At 61.1% G+C, this 17,379-nt stretch carries 17 protein-coding genes; 6 read left to right on the top strand and 11 right to left on the bottom strand.

Translation table 11 applies throughout. The features are described from left to right. The 4 genes from ACQKRQ_RS16865 to ACQKRQ_RS16850 all read right to left on the bottom strand — a co-directional run bounded on the left by ACQKRQ_RS16865 (nt 1) and on the right by ACQKRQ_RS16850 (nt 4,747). Entirely contained in the window at nt 1-948 is a 948-nt protein-coding gene (locus ACQKRQ_RS16865; protein ID WP_427478260.1) for a LysR substrate-binding domain-containing protein, read from the bottom strand. Nucleotides 949-1,028: 80 nt separating this feature from the next. Further along, nucleotides 1,029-2,363, bottom strand: coding sequence for an MFS transporter (locus tag ACQKRQ_RS16860; RefSeq protein ID WP_408179238.1), 1,335 nt, complete (start codon nt 2,361-2,363; stop codon nt 1,029-1,031). Between the two features lie 231 nt (nt 2,364-2,594). Further along, a complete protein-coding gene (locus ACQKRQ_RS16855) occupies nt 2,595-3,482 on the bottom strand; it encodes an amidohydrolase family protein (protein WP_427478259.1) in 888 nt (295 codons plus the stop codon). 11 nt (nt 3,483-3,493) lie between these two features. Next, nucleotides 3,494-4,747, bottom strand: coding sequence for an MFS transporter (locus tag ACQKRQ_RS16850; RefSeq protein ID WP_427478257.1), 1,254 nt, complete (start codon nt 4,745-4,747; stop codon nt 3,494-3,496). Nucleotides 4,748-4,919: 172 nt separating this feature from the next. Here ACQKRQ_RS16850 and ACQKRQ_RS16845 point away from each other — a divergent pair, with 172 nt between their 5' ends. Further along, entirely contained in the window at nt 4,920-5,822 is a 903-nt protein-coding gene (locus ACQKRQ_RS16845) for a LysR family transcriptional regulator (RefSeq protein ID WP_427478255.1), read from the top strand. A gap of 962 nt (nt 5,823-6,784) precedes the next feature. Here the strand turns inward: ACQKRQ_RS16845 and ACQKRQ_RS16840 are convergent. After that, a complete protein-coding gene (locus ACQKRQ_RS16840) occupies nt 6,785-7,093 on the bottom strand; it encodes a DUF4148 domain-containing protein (protein ID WP_427478253.1) in 309 nt (102 codons plus the stop codon). A gap of 344 nt (nt 7,094-7,437) precedes the next feature. On the opposite strand from ACQKRQ_RS16840, the gene ACQKRQ_RS16835 reads away from it, so the two are divergent. Further along, the gene (locus tag ACQKRQ_RS16835) at nt 7,438-7,839 is read left to right on the top strand and encodes a hypothetical protein (RefSeq protein WP_427478367.1); all 402 of its coding nucleotides are present in this window, start codon (nt 7,438-7,440) and stop codon (nt 7,837-7,839) included. A gap of 97 nt (nt 7,840-7,936) precedes the next feature. Here the strand turns inward: ACQKRQ_RS16835 and ACQKRQ_RS16830 are convergent, their stop codons facing one another. Continuing rightward, entirely contained in the window at nt 7,937-8,662 is a 726-nt protein-coding gene (locus ACQKRQ_RS16830) for a GNAT family N-acetyltransferase (protein ID WP_427478251.1), read from the bottom strand. Between the two features lie 110 nt (nt 8,663-8,772). Here ACQKRQ_RS16830 and ACQKRQ_RS16825 point away from each other — a divergent pair, with 110 nt between their 5' ends. Then, the gene (locus tag ACQKRQ_RS16825; protein WP_427478249.1) at nt 8,773-9,735 is read left to right on the top strand and encodes a GlxA family transcriptional regulator; all 963 of its coding nucleotides are present in this window, start codon (nt 8,773-8,775) and stop codon (nt 9,733-9,735) included. A gap of 139 nt (nt 9,736-9,874) precedes the next feature. Here the strand turns inward: ACQKRQ_RS16825 and ACQKRQ_RS16820 are convergent, their stop codons facing one another. Further along, complete coding sequence (locus tag ACQKRQ_RS16820; RefSeq protein ID WP_427478247.1) at nt 9,875-10,810, bottom strand: LysR family transcriptional regulator; 936 nt, start codon at nt 10,808-10,810, stop codon at nt 9,875-9,877. A gap of 131 nt (nt 10,811-10,941) precedes the next feature. Between ACQKRQ_RS16820 and ACQKRQ_RS16815 the strand changes: the two genes are divergently transcribed. Further along, on the top strand, nt 10,942-11,793 hold the full coding sequence (locus tag ACQKRQ_RS16815; protein ID WP_427478245.1) for a methyltransferase domain-containing protein: 852 nt from the start codon (nt 10,942-10,944) through the stop codon (nt 11,791-11,793). Beyond that, nucleotides 11,793-12,623: an MFS transporter gene (locus ACQKRQ_RS16810; RefSeq protein ID WP_427478243.1), complete on the top strand. Its 831-nt coding sequence runs from the start codon at nt 11,793-11,795 to the stop codon at nt 12,621-12,623. The genes ACQKRQ_RS16815 and ACQKRQ_RS16810 overlap by 1 nt, the downstream gene beginning before the upstream one ends. A gap of 44 nt (nt 12,624-12,667) precedes the next feature. Here ACQKRQ_RS16810 and ACQKRQ_RS16805 read toward each other — a convergent pair whose 3' ends face one another. The 3 genes from ACQKRQ_RS16805 to ACQKRQ_RS16795 form a co-directional block, all read right to left on the bottom strand. Then, entirely contained in the window at nt 12,668-14,020 is a 1,353-nt protein-coding gene (locus ACQKRQ_RS16805) for a dicarboxylate/amino acid:cation symporter (protein WP_132374982.1), read from the bottom strand. Between the two features lie 427 nt (nt 14,021-14,447). Beyond that, nucleotides 14,448-14,969, bottom strand: coding sequence for a cytochrome b/b6 domain-containing protein (locus ACQKRQ_RS16800; protein ID WP_132374981.1), 522 nt, complete (start codon nt 14,967-14,969; stop codon nt 14,448-14,450). Nucleotides 14,970-14,984: 15 nt separating this feature from the next. Beyond that, on the bottom strand, nt 14,985-15,248 hold the full coding sequence (locus tag ACQKRQ_RS16795) for a PepSY domain-containing protein (protein WP_427478241.1): 264 nt from the start codon (nt 15,246-15,248) through the stop codon (nt 14,985-14,987). Nucleotides 15,249-15,445: 197 nt separating this feature from the next. Between ACQKRQ_RS16795 and ACQKRQ_RS16790 the strand changes: the two genes are divergently transcribed. Beyond that, a complete protein-coding gene (locus ACQKRQ_RS16790; protein WP_427478239.1) occupies nt 15,446-16,171 on the top strand; it encodes a haloacid dehalogenase type II in 726 nt (241 codons plus the stop codon). 163 nt (nt 16,172-16,334) lie between these two features. Here ACQKRQ_RS16790 and gcvA read toward each other — a convergent pair whose 3' ends face one another. Then, nucleotides 16,335-17,219 (bottom strand): transcriptional regulator GcvA, encoded by an 885-nt coding sequence (gene gcvA, locus ACQKRQ_RS16785; RefSeq protein ID WP_427478237.1) that lies wholly within the window; start codon nt 17,217-17,219, stop codon nt 16,335-16,337. Nucleotides 17,220-17,379 lie beyond the last annotated feature (160 nt).

Raw genomic sequence — 17,379 nt, 5'->3', positions numbered from 1 at the left:
CTAGTGTGACGCAAGCGTCGCTTCGATAGCTGCCGCGCGGTCGCGGCAGCCGTCACGATAGTCGCGAACCGCGGCGCATAGCCATTGATCGAAGCGTTTGAGCGGCTCCCACTCGCGTTTCTGCTCTGGAAACGAGTAGTAGACGGTCTCCGGATTCGGGATCGAATGAGGGTGGATCTGGACGAGTGCACCGCTGCGCAATTCCCGTTCGATCAGGATGTGCGGAAGCAAGGCCACACCCAGTCCGGAAATCGCGGCGTTAATCGCCATGATGAACATGTCGTAATGCTGGTTCGACGTGCTGGGTTCGATGACCTGGGCGCACGCCGTTTCGGACCATGCAAGCCATGCGCGCGGTAGATCGCGGGTGTGGATCCAGGGCAGCGCGCTGATCCTTGCGCCGCTCAACGTACCGCGCGTACCGATCAACGAGGGCGCGCAGACAGCGAGAATTTCATCGTCGCTGACGAGCGGCTGTCCTGGCATTGCAGGCCACAAGCTCTGCGCAAAATAGATCGCGGCATCGAAACTCGAATCGTCGAAGAAAGTCGGCTGGTCGCGACCCATGATGTGGAGTTGCAGATCCGGATTGGACTCGTAGAAATCATGCAGACGTGGAATCAGCCATTGAGATGCAAATGTGACGCCGACGGCTAGCTGGAGCTTCACTTCGCTTTGCTTGCGGACCAGTTCGAGCGTATCGCGTCGAATCTGGTCGAGATGGACGCGGATCCGCCGTGCGTACTCCGCGCCCGCCGCGGACAATACCAGCCGCTGACGGACTCGCTCGAAGAGCGTGATGCCCAGATGCGCCTCGAGTTCGTTGACCTTCTTGCAGACCGCGCCGTGCGTCTGCGACAGCTCGGCCGCGGCCTTCGAAAAACTTTCATGACGCGCCGCTGCTTCAAAAGCTTGCAGGGCGCTGAGACTGGGAACACCGCGGCGCATCGATAATCCTTGCTGGCGAAAAGGAATGGGCAATGGATACGCCGATGATAGCCCTTCGTGCGGCGAGGCGCAGGCGACGCCTATTCGCTCGCCAGCCGGCGCAGGCCGACCTCGCGCCAGCGCGTTTCGAGCAGCATGACCACGATGGAAGCGAGCACCATCGTCGCTGCAATGCCGACGAACGCGAGCACGAACGTGCCGGTCGTATCCTTGACCCACCCGATAAAATACGGCAGCAAAAATCCTGACGATACGCCGATACTCGTGATCAGCGCGATACCGGCCGCCGCAGCCCGATCCGTGAGTATGCGGCTGGGCAACTGCCAAAAAGTCGTGATGCTGCAAAAGCAGGCCGACGCGCCAATCGAAAGCGCAATGATCGACTGGTAGGGAGACTTCAGCAGTAGCGCCACCGAGAGCGCGGCTGCGCACACCAGCAGCGGGCCGGCCACATGCCAGGCCCCGACATTGTGGCGGCTCACCAGACGGCCCCAGATCAGCATCGCGATGACAGCGACGCCGAATGGAATCGCCGTGATCAGCCCGACGTCCGTGAGGCTGTACTTCACCCCGAACGTGCTTTCAAACGTCTTGATGACTTGCGGCAGGAAATAGAGCAAGCCGATGATGCCGGCGTTGGTGCCGAAATAGACGATGCCGAGGGCCCAGACTTTCGGATTTCGAAGCGCTCGCGAGACGTCGGACGACGACGTGGCGGTTGCTGCCTGAGCCCGTTCGGCAGCCAGCGCGGCGGCGATTTCGCCCTTTTCAGCGGCGGAAAGCCACCGCGAGCGGGAAGGGTCGTCGGTCAGCCAGAAATAGGCGACCACGCCGAGAATGATCGCGGGCAATCCCTCCAGCAGAATCATCGCGCGCCAGCCGCTCACGCCGAACACGGTGGCGTGTGCCATCAGCCACGTGGACACGGGCGCGCCGAGCACACCGGTCAGCGGGATAGCGGTGACGAACAGCGACATCATCCAGACGCGATTGCGCGCGGGCATCCACAGCGTGAGGTAGTACACCATGCCCGGAAACAGACCCGCCTCGAATGCGCCAAGAAAGAAGCGGGCGATGTAGAGCCAGCGGGAGTCGGGAACGAAGCTCGTCAGCGAGGAGAGCAGACCCCAGCTCAGCAGGATGCGCGTCATCCACAGCCGGGCGCCAAACCGATGCATGCACAGGTTGCTCGGTACTTCGAAGAGAATATAGCCAAGGAAAAACAGGCTTGCCGCGAAACCGTATTGCGCCGCTGTCATATGCAGTTCGGCGTTCATGGTCAGCGCTGCATAGCCGATGTTTGCGCGGTCAAGCTGGTTCGCAATGTACATCAGGATCATCAGCGGCGCGAGCCGCCAGGCGATCCGTTTCATCAACCGATCGGAAATCGCGGGTTTGAGCGCCTCAAGGTCCATGGTTTTCCCCAGATCTACGCGTTGCGGGTTGCTCTCAAGGGAGATTAAGCGCCGTGACCGGTGGGAGGACAATGCACGAAAAATATTGACTTTGTGAGCAAACGTCACAGGATGGAACTGGCGCCTTTTTGCAATCGCGTTTCCGGCCGATCCCGCAAGATCGGCGACATGGCTGAAATCGCTGCCGTTGTGATGTACCGCTCCGGCGGATTGGCCGCCGCGGTCGAGCGCTTATTCGAATCGATAAAGCGTGCGCGCCGAGCTGGTCAAAATAGACTCGCGCTGCGCCGCGTCCGGAACCCACAGATCGAGCGCACGACGGGTCGCGGTGTAATCGACGAGTTGCTGATGCTGCGTATGCGGCCAGTCGCTGCCCCACACCAGTCGCGCGGGTGTGTAAGCGTCGAGAAGCTGGCTCGCGAGAGCTGTGCCCAATGCTGTGCCGTCGTCGTTCACCGTGGTCCGGTAAGCCGCCGACAGCTTCACCCAGACGCGTCCGGTAGCGGCAAGCGACAGCAGATACGTGAAGCCTGGATCGTCGGCAGCAGTGCGCGGATCGGGCCGGCCGAAGTGATCCACGACCACCGTGCAGCCCTGCTCGAGCAGCGGCCCGACAACGGCATGCAAATCCACGGCTTGACGGTGAACCTCGACATGCCAGCCGAGCGCGTTGACACGCGCGAACAGCCGCCGCCAGTCGGGTGCGGTCAGTTGAGGAAGCTTCAGGCCGACGAGATTCAACCGGATACCCACCACGCCTGTGCTATCGAGCAGCGCGAGCTCGTGATCGGTGACTGCGCAATCCACGACCGCCACCCCACGAAAACGCCGCGGATAGCGCTTCGCCACATCGAGGAAAAAGGAGTTGTCGGTACCGAGAAAACTGGGTTGCACGAGCACGGCGTGCGAGACGCCGTTTAACAGCAAGTGACCCGCGTAGGCGTCCACCGTTGCGTCATAATCCGGCGCATGGCGACGCTGCCGCGCCAGCGGCAAGCCGCGTACGAACACGTGGGCATGCGCGTCGATTGCGACGATTCGCTGATCCTTGGTGTGATACCACTGGTCCGCCACCGCAGTGTCTTGCGTCTGCATCGTTTGAATCTGTTCGTCGATCATGTGTTTCCCCGTTATGCGCGGCTCGCGGCGTTGGCCGTTACCGTCGCGATCCGGCGGTTCTTCGTTTCCGGCAGCATGAGCGCGGCCACCACCACGAGTCCGTAGGCAATGCCGGCATCGATGCCGAGCGCCGAGCCGAGCGGCATCGAGTTGCCCATGTGTCCGACGAGCACCGGAAAACCGGCCGAGACGATCCGTCCGAAGTTGTAGCAAAAGCCCACGCCGGTACCGCGAATGCCTTGCGGATAAAGTTCGTTGAACAGTGCGCCGAGCGTGGCGGGGATGCCGGCTGCAAAGAGGCCCAGCGGAAAGCTGAGGAACAGCATGGCGGTGTCGCCCATCGGCAGGAAGACATAGAGATTGACCGTCGCGATGCAGCACACGGCGAACAGAATCACGTTGAGCCGGCGGCCGATGCGGTCCTGCAGCCACGCGCTCACGAAGCAGCCGCAGATGAACGCCGTAATGATGACGGCAAGATACCCACCGGTGCCGAGCACTGACAGATGCCGTTCGGTCTTGAGATAAGTCGGCAGCCATGTCGTGATCGCGTGATAGCCGCCGTGCGCCCCGACACCGATCAGCGCGCCCACGATCGTCGTGCGAATCACCGACCGGTCGAAGATATTCCGTGCGGCGGGGAGCGCCTGCCTCGGCGACGCGACCGGCGCGGCGGCGCGTGGCGGTTCGACCACGTTGCGGCGCAGATAAAACACGAGGCCGGCCGGAATCACGCCGATGCCGAACAGCAACCGCCACGCCCAATCCGGCGGTACGAACGAGAAAACCAGCGTGTACAGAAGCACTGCGCCCGCCCAGCCAAAACCCCACGCGCTTTGCACGATGCCCATCGCCTTGCCGCGATGCTCCGCGCGCATGGTCTCGCTCAACAGCACGGCGCCAGCGGTCCATTCGCCGCCAAAGCCCACGCCTTGCAAAGCCTTGAGAACAAGCAACTGTTCGAAGTTCTGCGCGAAGGCGCTGAGAAAGGTGAAGAGCGAGAACCAGATCACGGTGATCTGCAACGCGCGCACGCGGCCGTACCGGTCCGACAGCATGCCCGCAAGCAGTCCGCCCAACGCGCCGGCGACTAACGTTGCGCCGCCGATCAAGCCCGCCTGGCCTTTGCCGATGCCCCAGGTGACTAGCAAGGTCGGGATCACGAGGCTGAACAGCTGCGTGTCCACGCCGTCGAGCGCCCATCCGGCAAAGCAGCTCCACAGCGTGCGTTTTTCCAGCGTCGATATTTCGCGGTACCAGTTCATCTTTGTCTCCTGTCGACCCGAGTTGGCGCTTTGGCGCCTGACTCTGGTCCCGTCCAAGGCTGTCGATATTTTCGTGGCGACGCTCTGCTCGCTCATCGCACGTGGAGGCATTCTAGTGAGCGGGTGGATAAAGATATATGATGCAAATGATCATTTTTCATATCGTTCTAATATGGACATGCGCAACCTGAAGTACTTCCTTTGCGTCGCCGATGCAGGCAGCGTCACGCGCGCCGCTGAACGGCTGAACATCGCGCAACCCGCGCTGAGTCAGGCGCTCACGCGCATGGAAAAGGACCTGGGCGTCAAGCTGTTCAACCGGACGCGGCGTGGTGCGGACCTTACCGCCGCCGGGCTGGCGATCGTCGAGGACGTGCGGATGAGCGTCGCGAGAATCGACGCCGCCTCGCACCGCGCTCGCGAAATCGGCGCGCAACGGGCAGGGCGTCTGACGGTGGGCTTCGCGTCGGCGGCGCTGTTCGAGGTGCTGCCGCGCGCTATCGCGGCGTTGCGCGGATCGGTGCCGGATGTCGAGCTGGTGTTGCGCGAGATGAGCAACGCGGAGCAGGCAAGCGCGCTCGAGAAAGGGGAAATCGATATCGGCTTGCTGCATACGCCGGTGGCGGTCGCGGGCAAGATGCGGGAGAAGCTGATCGCGCGGGAGCAATTGGTCGCGGTGTTGCCGGCGACGTTTCCGTTGCAGGCCGGCGCGACTGTGTCGTTACGCGAGCTCGCGCAGCACGGGCTCGTATGGTTCCCGCAGGGCCAGTTACCCAACATTCGCGCGGGCATCCTGAGCGCGTTCCGGCAGGCGGATTGCGAGGTGGAGATCGTGCAGGACGCGAACCGGTCGCTGACCGTGCTCGCGTGCGTCGCCGCGGGGTGCGGTGTGTCGCTGCTGCCGCGTTCGGTGCGGGCGCTGCAATTTAGCGGAGTAAGGCTGTGCGAGATCGTCGACGGCGCCGCGCTGCCGCGTTTCGAACTCAGCGCGATCTGGCCGGCGCGTGCAAGGCAGACGCTTGCAGACCGTTTCGCTGAATTGATTGAGCCTTACCCTGCAAGCTCACTGGCGTAGACGGAAAGCCAATGGGTTCATGCGGTGGCACTGCGACTGAAAGTCTTTGGCAGGCGAACGGTTTCAGAAGTGCGTGCATTGGCATGCGGCTGTGCCGTTGCTGAGAGTGGGTTCTTTTAGCGATTGGCCGATTCGGCGAGCAACATGCCGTCGACCTCAATGAGGGGCGCCGCGCCGAGCGGATGGAGCGCCTTCACACGACGATCGATTCGACCGCTGGCCGGGCACAATGCGGCCAGACACGGCTGGTCGACTCGTATGCGGTGGTATTTTAGGCGCTGATATTGATAACCGAGCCGACCGCTGTCGTACCGGAACCGGTAGTGGCTTGCGCTGACGATGGCGACCGATCCGCCAATGCGCTTACTGCGCCATGCGCGTGAAGGTGATGGACGCTTTTGCCTGGACTGCTCGGTGACGTTGCCGCCTTCAGATGTGCTGCAAAACTCGGCTGGCTCGATTCACTCGTGGAGCTTTGGCCTGTCAGCTTCGACAGCCCGGAACCGATGGCGCTGCTCACGCCGCTGAGTACTGAGGCTGCTACACCGATTGGAATCATATCGACATCCTTCAGAATGGGGCAACCGAAATGCCCGCGCTTTCGAACTATACCGAGTTTCCCCACGTCACGGGCATGTCGGCCTCCATATGTTATCGAAATAACGGCTATGGCTGACGCTGGAGGCCTCCGGCGATCGGACTAGATGGCACTTCGGGTGGCCTGAGGGAACGCAATCACCTGTTGCAGAGTGACCCGCGTCAGGCGGTTCGATGCGCTGCGCGGAAAGGTGCTTGAAAAATCGTCGATCGCGAGTCGCCTATCTCCAACTCGTAGGTTTCACGCGGTGTATGCAGATTGCATCTAGCAGCACTACGTCACATCCGGCGGTGTGGGCGATCAGGTTACGGGTGCCTTGCAATTTTTCGACCTTCTCGATGGCCTTCAACGCTAGAGTTTGGCGTCAAGCGGGCGGCGCCTGCTGGCACTCCGCCTGGAACCAACTGTCGACCCGGCGCTGTGCCGCCTGTAGATCATCCGGGTAGTACGGGTCGAACCACCTGGATGGATCGTAGCCAGCTTTCCTTAGAGCCGCCAGTTCGCTGCGGTTTCGCTCCGGCGTTAAAGGGGCGTTGTTCCTGAGCGCGGCCAGGTCGCGGCATTGCGACGTGCTCAAGTGCGTCGTGCTTTGCGGGCTGCCGCCCGCCGCGCAGCCAGCGAGCAATAAAACCAACGCGCAAAGCGTCGGCCACCTGTTCGATGGGTTCTCCATATCGCGTCTCCTTCCATTCAATCGACACTGTACAACGGCGACCCGAATGACGGCATGGGCCGGCTAGTCCGGACGCTCACTTCACGAGGAAGCGCTCGTTCGCTGCCTGTCGTCGATGGAGTCGCAGCGATAAACGCAAGGGCTGAATACCGGTTCCGGACAAGACGGCGGCCGCCCAATCGCGGTGTAGTATTCGACCATGTACGCGTTCTTACCCGGCCTCGACGGCGTGCAGATTCGACGCATCCATGGCGTTGACGGCAATGCGGTCAAACGGCTGGAAACCGCGCCAACGAAACGCGTGGTGGCGTCGGCTGTGGCAACGGCATTGTTGGGAATACATCATGTCAACCGAGTGGAAACGCCGCGCCGGGCTGTTCATCCAGCGTTTCTGGCAGCCGACCAGCGCGTGCATGACTTGCATGCCGGGAAGTTGGGGCAATGTGATGAGCCTTGCCCACTGGACGATTGCATTCCATACCGGTCTGCTTACCGGACTCCTGGCCGTACTGTTGACCTTCACACCTGTGGAGAAACTCTACGCGCATCGATACGGCAATGCGCTTGTCGTCGGCGTCCTGACGACGGTAGGCGACGCCTATTCGCACGCGAGTCACTACCGCATCCCGTATCTCGAGCACATCGTGACGGGTGCTATTTCAGGCCTCCTGGCGTTGATTGCGTCATATCTCTTCGAAAACCGCGCGCGTCGCCTTCGGGCGGCATGGGCTCGAGTTTTCGGATAGCCTCCGGCTGGTAGACCTGCTGTGGAGAAGACAGCTTCGCTTCTGTCGACCAACGTGGTGGCCGAATAACCGATGGTTAGCCCATTTCGACCTTTTTCTAGGACGTAGGAACTGAAGTCGGAAGCGAATCTGCATGTCCGACGCGGGTAAGATGGAACGTGCGGCGCAATTCGAAGCCAAGCCGCTCATACAACCCAATCGCGGAAATGTTGTCACTGAACACATGGAGAAACGGCGTTTCCCCGCGTTGCTCGATTTCTCTACGCAGGATATTTACGAGCCGGCCAGCAAGGCCTTTTCCCCGATAGTCTTCAGCGACGCAAACGGCGCTGATCTCGACGTATCCGTCGACGCACATCCGTTCGCCAGCCATCGCAATTAGACGCCCGCGCTCGCGAATCCCAATGTAGTTGCCCATCTCGCGAGTTCGCTTGCCGAAGGGGCCGGGCTTGGTCTTCTGGACCAGGTCGAGCATGTCGTTCGCATCCGCGTCACCCATCCGGCTTACCGCGCGGTCGTCCATGCCGCTTGCTTCGCGGTGCCGGGCGATCATTTGATGGATCACTCCCACGCGCGTCATTTGAAGCCCGTCGATTGGACCGATCGGTTCATCGGATTGCAGGACAGCTACCTGCTCGTGAGGCAACAGAAGCTGAAGGAGCGCCTGGTATGCCGCAGGGGTTTCGAATGCCAGGGCGGCGAAGGGCGCCACATCGGGGTGGTATCGACGGGCAAGCGTGTCTCCGTATCCAAGGTGCGCCTGCTTCGTTGCGAGGGCCGTCCAGATCGGACGGTCGAGGTCAGCTTGTATCGAACCACTCATATCTTCTCCTTTTGCAAGCGCATTACCGCGGCCGCATGGCTGTGCAGTCTAGACGTCCGATCGGAGCGGGGGCTATAGTCGCAAATGACATTAATAGAGTTATTTGCGACATGAGACTCGTCATCTTCGCGCTTGACGGCCTGTTCGACACCGGGCTCACGGTACTGCTGGATACTTTCGCGACGGCCAACGAACTGGCCGCCGCCCAGGGGTTCGCCGCACCGCCCTTCGATGTGAGGCTCGTTGGCGTACGCAGACGCATTCGTACCGCGCATGGATTGTCGACTCCAGTCGAACCGGCAAGCAACGTTCCCCGCCCGGATTGGGTGGTGGTGCCTGCGCCGAATGTCAGGCAACCGGAGCGCCTGATCGAGGCGCTGGGGCGTCCGGACGTGCGCGAGGCGATGGCGTACCTGCGTACCTGGCATGCTGACGGCGTCGGCATCGCGGCCGCCTGCATCGGTACTTTCCTGCTGGCCGAAGCCGGGCTTTTGCATAATCGCGAAGCGACGACCACATGGTCATTGGCGCCTTTCTTCCGCCAACGCTATCCGGCCGTCAATCTGGATGATTCACGCATGGTCGTCGCGTCGGATCGCGTGGTGACGGCGGGTTCCGCGATGGGCCATCTCGACCTTGCGCTATGGTTGTTGCGTCAGGCAAGCCCCGAACTCGCGACGCTCGTTGCCCGCTTCATGCTCATCGACAAGCGTTCCTCCCAGGCCGAATACATCATTCCCGATCACCTCGCCCACGCCGATCCATTGGTCGCGCGATTCGAGCGATGGGCTCGCGACAATCTTTCCTCGGGGTTTTCGCTTCAGGCGGCAGCGGCTGCATTGTCCGTCGGACCCCGCACGTTGCAACGCCGCACCGAGGCAGTGCTGGGTAAGTCGCCACTGGCGTTCTTCCAGGACCTGCGAATCGAGCGGGCGCAAAACCTCGTTTCGATTGGCTACGACCTCGAGAAAATTGCGAGCGAGGTTGGCTACGCCGACTCGGCGACATTGCGGACTCTGCTGCGTCGGAGGCTCGGCCGTGGGGTACGCGAGCTTCGCGCCGAAATGCGCTAGCGTCCCGAGCGGATCACAGCGGACATATGCCGACCAGCCGCGAGCGGTGCAAGCGGGTCGACCTGAGACGGCCGTCATCCGTCAGAGCGCGACCGCTCTGCTGGACCTTCCTATGTGCAACCCGGCACGCCAATAGTCATCATGTATCCGAGCCTTCGCTATCGCCGGCTGGGTGGCTCTTCACATGATCGATGAAGGCGCGCAGCTTCGGCATGATCTGCCGGCGGCTTGGATAGTAGAGAAACACGCCGGGTATCATCGGCGCGAACGGTTCCAGCACGTGCACCAGTTTCCCCGTTCTCAACCCTTCAGCCGCCATCGGCTCAGGGAGTTGCGCAAGGCCTACCCCTTCGACTGCCGCGCCGAGCAAGGTGGGAAAATCGTGGGCGATGAGCGGGCCGGATACGGCGATCTCGATCGGCTGGCCGTTGCCGTTGAAAGACCATAGCGCGAGCGCGCCGCTGGATCGCCGCCATCGCAAACATGCGTGTTGACGCAGATCGTCCGTGTGCATGGGCCGGCTGCGCGCCGCAAAGTAGGCCGGGCTGCCGACGACGATCAGGCGTAACGGTGGCGTCAACGGTACCGCGATCATGTCGGCGTCGACGAACTGACCCAGCCGGATACCGGCGTCAAATCCTTCCGCCGCAAGATCGATCAACTCCTTGCTTGCGGCGATCTCCACTTCGACCTCGGGATAAGCGTGGCAGAAGGAGGCAATCAGCGGTTCCAGCAGGATTGGCACCACCGCGCGCGGCACGGAAAGGCGTAACAACCCGGCGGGCCGCTCGCCAAGTCCGCGCGCAACTTCACTAGCGGCGACAAGCGCCTCGAAGGCGGGCTGTGCGTGCGAAAGAAATCGTTCACCCGCTTCGGTCAGGCCGACGCTACGCGTGGTGCGTATGAAGAGGGCGGCGCCAATGCGTGCTTCAAGTACACGCACCGTCTGGCTGACGGCCGACGGCGTCACTCCGAGTTCAGCGGCCGCCCGGCGAAAACTGCGATGCTGGGCAACGCTCAGAAACACCTCCACGCCATCGAGCGCGCCCTGTCTGACTGTGAAGTTCTGCTTCATAGCCCGTCAACATTGTGAGGAATAGTTGCTCGCGAGAGGCCATGGTACACCTACGCCTGCAGATGAGGACTCGGGCCGGTGTCGGCTTGCGAGCCCTGAACAATCCGCTGAGATCGTGGAGGAACCTTGCAATGACTGATGCACTTGATGGCGTACGAGATCACTATCACGCGACCGGCCTGACCGACCGGTTGAAGATCGCGCTCGCAGTTTTTGGGCCGGAGGATCAGCAACTCACGCCGCAGCAACTAGGCGCCCTTGACCAGTTTCACACCCGTGAGCTTGCGGCCACCGCCGAACTTGCCGAACTCGCCGGGATCACCGCCGACATGGCCGTGCTGGACGTCGGTTCCGGCGTTGGCGGGCCGGCCCGTTTTCTGGCTGCAACCTATGGCTGCCGGGTGACGGGTATCGACCTGAGCGAACCGTTCGTGGATGCCGCGCGCTATCTCACCCGACGCACAGGGCAGAGCGAACAGGTGTCGTTCCGTGCCGCCAGCGCGCTGGACCTTCCCTTCGACGGCAGCCGCTTCGACGCCGTATTGTTGCAGCACGTCGCGATGAACATCGCCGAGCGCGCACGGCTTTACCGGGAGATTCGACGCGTGCTGAAGCCATCCGGCCGGTTCGCGACGTTCGATGTCGTCGCAAACGGCAGCGAACCGTACTACCCGGTTCCCTGGGCGCGCACGTCGACAACAAGCTTTCTCCTGACAGCCGATGCAACGCGCGAGGCGATTGAACAGGCGGGCTTCCGCACGCTGGCATCGCAAAACGACACCGAGGCCGCAAAGGCCTGGTTCACCCAGTTGCGTGCGTCAGGACCACCGCCCTCGCCAAATCTCGGCGTGGTGATGGGGCCGGACTTCGCGCAGCTTTCCACCAACCTGGCGCGAAATCTCCTGGAAGGCCGACTCGGCATTCTCACCGCGGTGTTCGAGGCTGCATTGACCAAGACCCGAATCAACCTGGAGAACCAGTGATGACCGCCGCCTCTATTCCCGCCGGCATCGTCTTGCCGCGTCCCGCCTGGCGCAGCCTGCTTTGGCTGGTTCCGTTGACCGTGCTGTGGATTGCGTTGATCTACTGGAAGCCGATAATCCCAACCAGCGGCGTTGCGATCACCGCTCATCAGTTGATGGTCCATGGGCTTATTGCAGTCGGTTTGTGGCTCGGGCTCGAAAACGCGGAACTGACGCCGCGCCAACGCCGCACGACCTGGCTAGCGGTCATGATTCCAGACACGCTGTGGTTCGCTGTCGTCTGGAGCGCGGCGATCAATGGCGTCTTTCGCACGAGCGCCTCGGCGTTGCCGTTGTTGCCGTTGGCGATCTTCCTGCCCGTTATGATCGGCGCGCCGCTGCTGCTGTTGTCGAGGCGGGTAGGGCAGGTGCTCGATGGAATGCCGGCGACCTGGCTTGTCGCTCTTCAGCTTTATCGGGTATTTGGCGGTTGGGCTCTCGCCGCCTGGCTGCATGGGGCGCTGCCAGGCGTGTTCGCGTTGCCGGCGGGCGTCGGCGATGTCTTGACCGGCCTGTTCGCCGTGCCGGCGGCAATCGCCGTGGCGAGCGGCACAGCTCAAGGCCGGAAGGGGGCGATCGCCTGGAACATCTTCGGCCTCGCCGACTTCGCCGTCGCGATTGCCTTCGGGATGATCACTTCGCCTGGGCCCTTCCAGTTGCTCGTTCCGAGCGTGACGAGCATCGGCGCCGGCACTTATCCGGATGTGCTGACCCCTGCTTTCGTGGTCCCAGTTTCGATCCTGCTGCACGCGCTGTCGCTGCGGCAGTTGGTCCGACGACGCGCCGGCTGAGCTCCCGACTGTCAGGTCGATAGATGCGGCAACTTGCGGGCTCTCTAGATGTTGTGCGAGCCCGGTCCTGCTGTAGCAATGGGCATTCGTTCGTCCGTACGGTCAAACACCTTTTCCGGCTCGTCCGCTTCTTCCGGAGTCTCTTTATCCAGGACCCGGCGCATTCTGGGTTCGTCCAGTTCATGGGTCCACTTGGCGACCACCAACGTAGCCACAGCATTGCCGATGAAGTTCGTCAACGCGCGCGCTTCGGACATGAAGCGGTCGATGCCGAGGATCAGCGCAAGGCCTGCAACCGGTACATGTCCGACCGCGGACAGCGTTGCCGCCAGCACGATGAACCCGCTGCCCGTAACGCCCGCAGCGCCTTTGGAGGTCAGCAGCAAGACGGCCAGCAAAGTGATCTGATGCGTGAGGTCAAGCGGCGTATTCGTCGCCTGGGCGATGAAGACGGCAGCCAGGGTGAGGTAGATCGACGTGCCATCGAGATTGAAAGAGTACCCGGTTGGAATGACTAGTCCGACCACGGACTTCTTCGCGCCGAGATTCTCCAGCTTCACCATGACACGAGGCAACGCTGCTTCCGACGAGGAGGTTCCAAGAACGATAAACAGTTCTTCCTTGAGGTATTTGATCAACTTCCACACGCTGAAGCCATGGAACCGGGCAATCAGTCCTAGCACGACGAAGATGAAGAACAGGCAGGTCGCATAGAACGTGAGCATCAGCATTCCAAGCGAGACCATGCTGCCGATGCCGTATTTGCCGATGGTAAAGGCCATCGCGCCAAAGGCGCCGATCGGCGCCGCTTTCATGATGAAGCCGACGATGCGGAAGAACACATGGGAGATCTTCTCGACGAAGTCGAATATCAATGTGCCTCTACCGCCGAACGAGTGCAACGCGAAGCCGAACATGAGCGCGAACAACAGAACCTGAAGTATCTCGCCCTTGGCGAACGCGTCGACCACGGTCGAGGGGATGATGTTCATCAGGAAGTCGGTCGTGCTCTCCATCTTCCGCCCGCTGGTGATCGTAGCCACGGCCTTCGCGTCCAGCGTCTTCGGGTCCACGTTCATACCGGCGCCGGGCTGCACCAGGTTGACGATCACCAATCCGACCACCAGCGCGAGAGCGCTGACGATCTCGAAGTAGAGCAACGCCAATCCCCCGGTCTTGCCCACCTTCTTCATGTCTTCCATGCCGGCGATGCCGACGACCACCGTGCAGAAGATGATGGGGGCGATGATCATCTTGATCAGTTTGATGAAGGCGTCGCCGAGCGGCTTCATCGCCTCGCCAGTGTGCGGGGCGAAAATTCCCAACACAACGCCGGCGATGATCGCGACGATTACCTGAAAATAAAGTGATCGGTAAAGCGGTTTGTGCGAAGCCATTTGAGCTCCAAAACAATCACTTCAGTCGTCAATCAGAGCATCGTTTGATACGCCAGCGTGACCCGTATGACGGCGGGGAAGTATCCCGGCGCCGAACTGTGCGGCGCGGTCGTGACACCTGTGCATCCTGCGCAGATCGCGGAAACGGCTGGCTTATCCGGCAACCTGCGAATAACGCTTACCAAAGTATTACAAAGCCTATGCTTCGCATCCGTCCGCGGCAACCGGGCAAACCCGAGCGTGCAGCGCAGCAAACCGTTTTGTGATCGAACGCTGTGACTGCGCCGGGTTCGATGCCGGGTGAGTCTGCGAACCTCTGGATTCGCGATTCAGCGCGCCATCGGAACGGGCCGGGGGTGAATGGCCGTGTCCGGCGTTCGTAGTGGGCCCGCAAGCGGTCGTTAGCGGCGGAGCGCGCTCGCAGCCGTCAGCGCTTGTCGGCGGGATCGCGTTTGAAGCCGGACAGCATCGCGCCGATCAGATTGTCACGTGTCCAGATGCTCATGACGACGGCCGCGAAGATATGGACGCACACGCAAACTTGCAGTGCGATTGACAAATACGTGTGAAGCTCATGCGGCCAGTCTTCACCCCAGAAGGCGTCGAGGCGCATCAGCCAGCCGCTTGCCGCCAGTGCGAGAATCAGCAGCCAGAGTGCGATCGCCATCAGGCCGCCGAGCGGATTGTGCGACAGATGACGCAGTGGCTTGCCGGCGCCCAGCGAGCGCACGTAGTCTTTCACATGCGCCGGCGTCGGCCACCAGGCGGAGAATCGCGCGTACGGCGTGCCGATAAACCCCCACACGATGCGACATGCAACGAGACCCGCAGCGATATATCCCAGTACCCGATGTGTCTGATCAGTCGGCCCGAACAGATTCCACACGACGATGCCCGCAACGGTCCAATGCGTGAATCGCACGCCCATGTCCCAGGTTTTGACGGGCATCGCGCGCGCCAGAGCTTAGTCGATCTCGGACTTCACGACGGCAAGCGTCTTGGTGTCGTAGTAGATCTCGACCTTTTTGCCCTCTTTGTTGTGGCCGTAGATTTCGTAGCAGTTGCCGTCGACCTTGAACTTCTTGATCTTATAGCCCTCTGCTTCGAGTTGAGCGCGCGCATCCGATTCCTTCATCCACTCGCTCTTCGGATGGGCCGGGCAATCGGCTTTAGCGAACGCCGTGCCGGAAACACCCAATGCGACACCTAACGCCAGGAACTTAAGCATCCATCACCTCATCTGCTGATTTGTCGAGCGCTCACTTTACGTCCAGCCAGATTGGATCGCAAGCTTATTGTAGGCTTCGAATGGGAGCTAACTAGCGTGGATCAAGGAAGCGCGGGGGTAGCGAGAAACACAAGTAACGGCTGCTGCTCACGCCCAATAGACTATGTCTAGCTCACCAACCAACAGGAGGATTGACTATGAAACTGACCGACTTCGATACGCTGACTTTCGACTGCTATGGCACGCTGATCGACTGGGAAACGGGCATCTTCGAAGGCTTGCGTCCTCTGCTCGAGCGCGTGAGTCCGCCGCTGACGCGGGATCAGGTTCTCGAAGCGCACGCGCGTCACGAGTCGTCGCAGCAGGCCTACACGCCCGCCAAGCGTTACCAGGAACTGCTTCCTATCGTGTACAAGCGACTGGCCGAAGAATGGCAGGTGCCTTTCACGCACGAGGAGTGCGTCGCCTACGGCAAGTCCGTACGTAACTGGCCGGCATTCGAGGACTCGGCGGCTGCGCTGCAGTACCTGAAGAAGTACTACAAGCTGGTGATCCTGTCGAACATCGACAATGAGAGCTTCACGCACAGCAACGCGAAGCTTCAGGTCGAATTCGACGCGATCATCACCGCGGAGGACGTCGGCTCCTATAAGCCGTCCCCGCGTAACTTCGAGTACATGCTGGACAAGCTGGGCGCCCGCGGTATCGGGAAGGAGACGATTCTCCATACCGCGGAAAGTCTGTTTCACGACCACAAGCCCGCGAACGCGTTCGGGCTGGCATCGTGCTGGATCTATCGCCGCCATTCGCAGACCGGTTTCGGCGCGACGATGAACCCGGGCGAACAACCTGCCGTGAACTTCCGCTTCAACAGCATGGCAGACCTCGTGAAGGCTCACCAGGAAGCGCTGCTGCAGAAGTAAGCGGCCTCCGTCATGGACCGGCGTTCATGTCGGTTTGATACGCCGCGCCGGTGGCGGCGATCTTCATTGCTCGCGATTTCACACTCGAAGAGATTCAGGGCGCCGCTTCGACGTTCGAGTTGGCGTGGCGCGTTTTACGCAGCGAGCGATGCTCAGATATCCTCTATGAGTTGGCAATCTCTCCGATTATCCACTCGCGAAAAGCAGCCACCAAGGGTCCATAGTCTCCATCGGGCAAGACCAGATGATAGGCATAGTCCTCGGGCCAATCAAAATCCCAAACCTTGACTATCCTGTTGTCGCCGAGGGCAGGCGCTGCCATTGCCGCGGGGACGAGACCAGCACCTTGTCCAGCAACAATCGCGGTTAGCATCATGCCGCAGTCATCGAACGCCGTTCCGCTTGGCAGGCTCATACCTTGCACGGATTGCGACTGAAACCAGAGATGCCAGTTCATTCGCTCGACCTCATGTAGGAGCGGCCAGCGCGTCAGATCCGAAGCCGTTTCGGGCATTCCGAACTGCGCGATCAAGGTCGGACTGGCGACCGGAATGAGATCCACCGCGCACAGCCGCTCGCGGTAGAACTTCCCGTGCTGCGCGGTGCCATGACGGATCGCTACGTCCATCACGTCGTGGGCAAAGTCGACGGGTTCCTTGCCGGTCATCACCCGGAGGTCGATGTTGCGATGTTTCTCGTGAAAGCTTTGGAGACGAGGAATCAGCCAGTAGGAGGCGAACGACGGCGTCACGCTGACTGTGAGCGTCCCCGTTTCCGCAATTTTGGCGATGCGGCGAGTTGCATCGCCAATCTGTTTGAACGCGTTTCGAATTGCCGGTAGATAGTCGACGCCCGCTTGGGTCAAACGAATACCCCGGTTGGCACGGACGAACAGCGCGACTCCAAGATAGCTCTCGAGGCCCTTCACCAGTTGGCTGACCGCTGCGGGAGTCACACACAGTTCGTCGGCTGCCAGCTTGAGTGACAGATTACGCGCTGCTGCTTCAAACGCGCGAAGCCCATTCAATGGCGGTAGCCGCTTTTCCATAGATAAGAAATTCTAATCATTAAACTTCAGAAATGGTAACGCGTGGCGGTTTCTGCCGCGCGTACAATTTCACCACGAAATCGGGAAAATTTCTGCTTCAAACGCATGGTGAGACGGAGGCGCTATTGCGCCGGCGTTGGATCAGATTTTCTAATGAAAA

Source organism: Paraburkholderia sp. NPDC080076 (assembly GCF_050281145.1).
GTDB lineage: Bacteria > Pseudomonadota > Gammaproteobacteria > Burkholderiales > Burkholderiaceae > Paraburkholderia.
The sequence above is the reverse complement of the archived record's forward strand: the minus strand, read 5'-3'. Positions and strand labels throughout refer to the sequence as shown.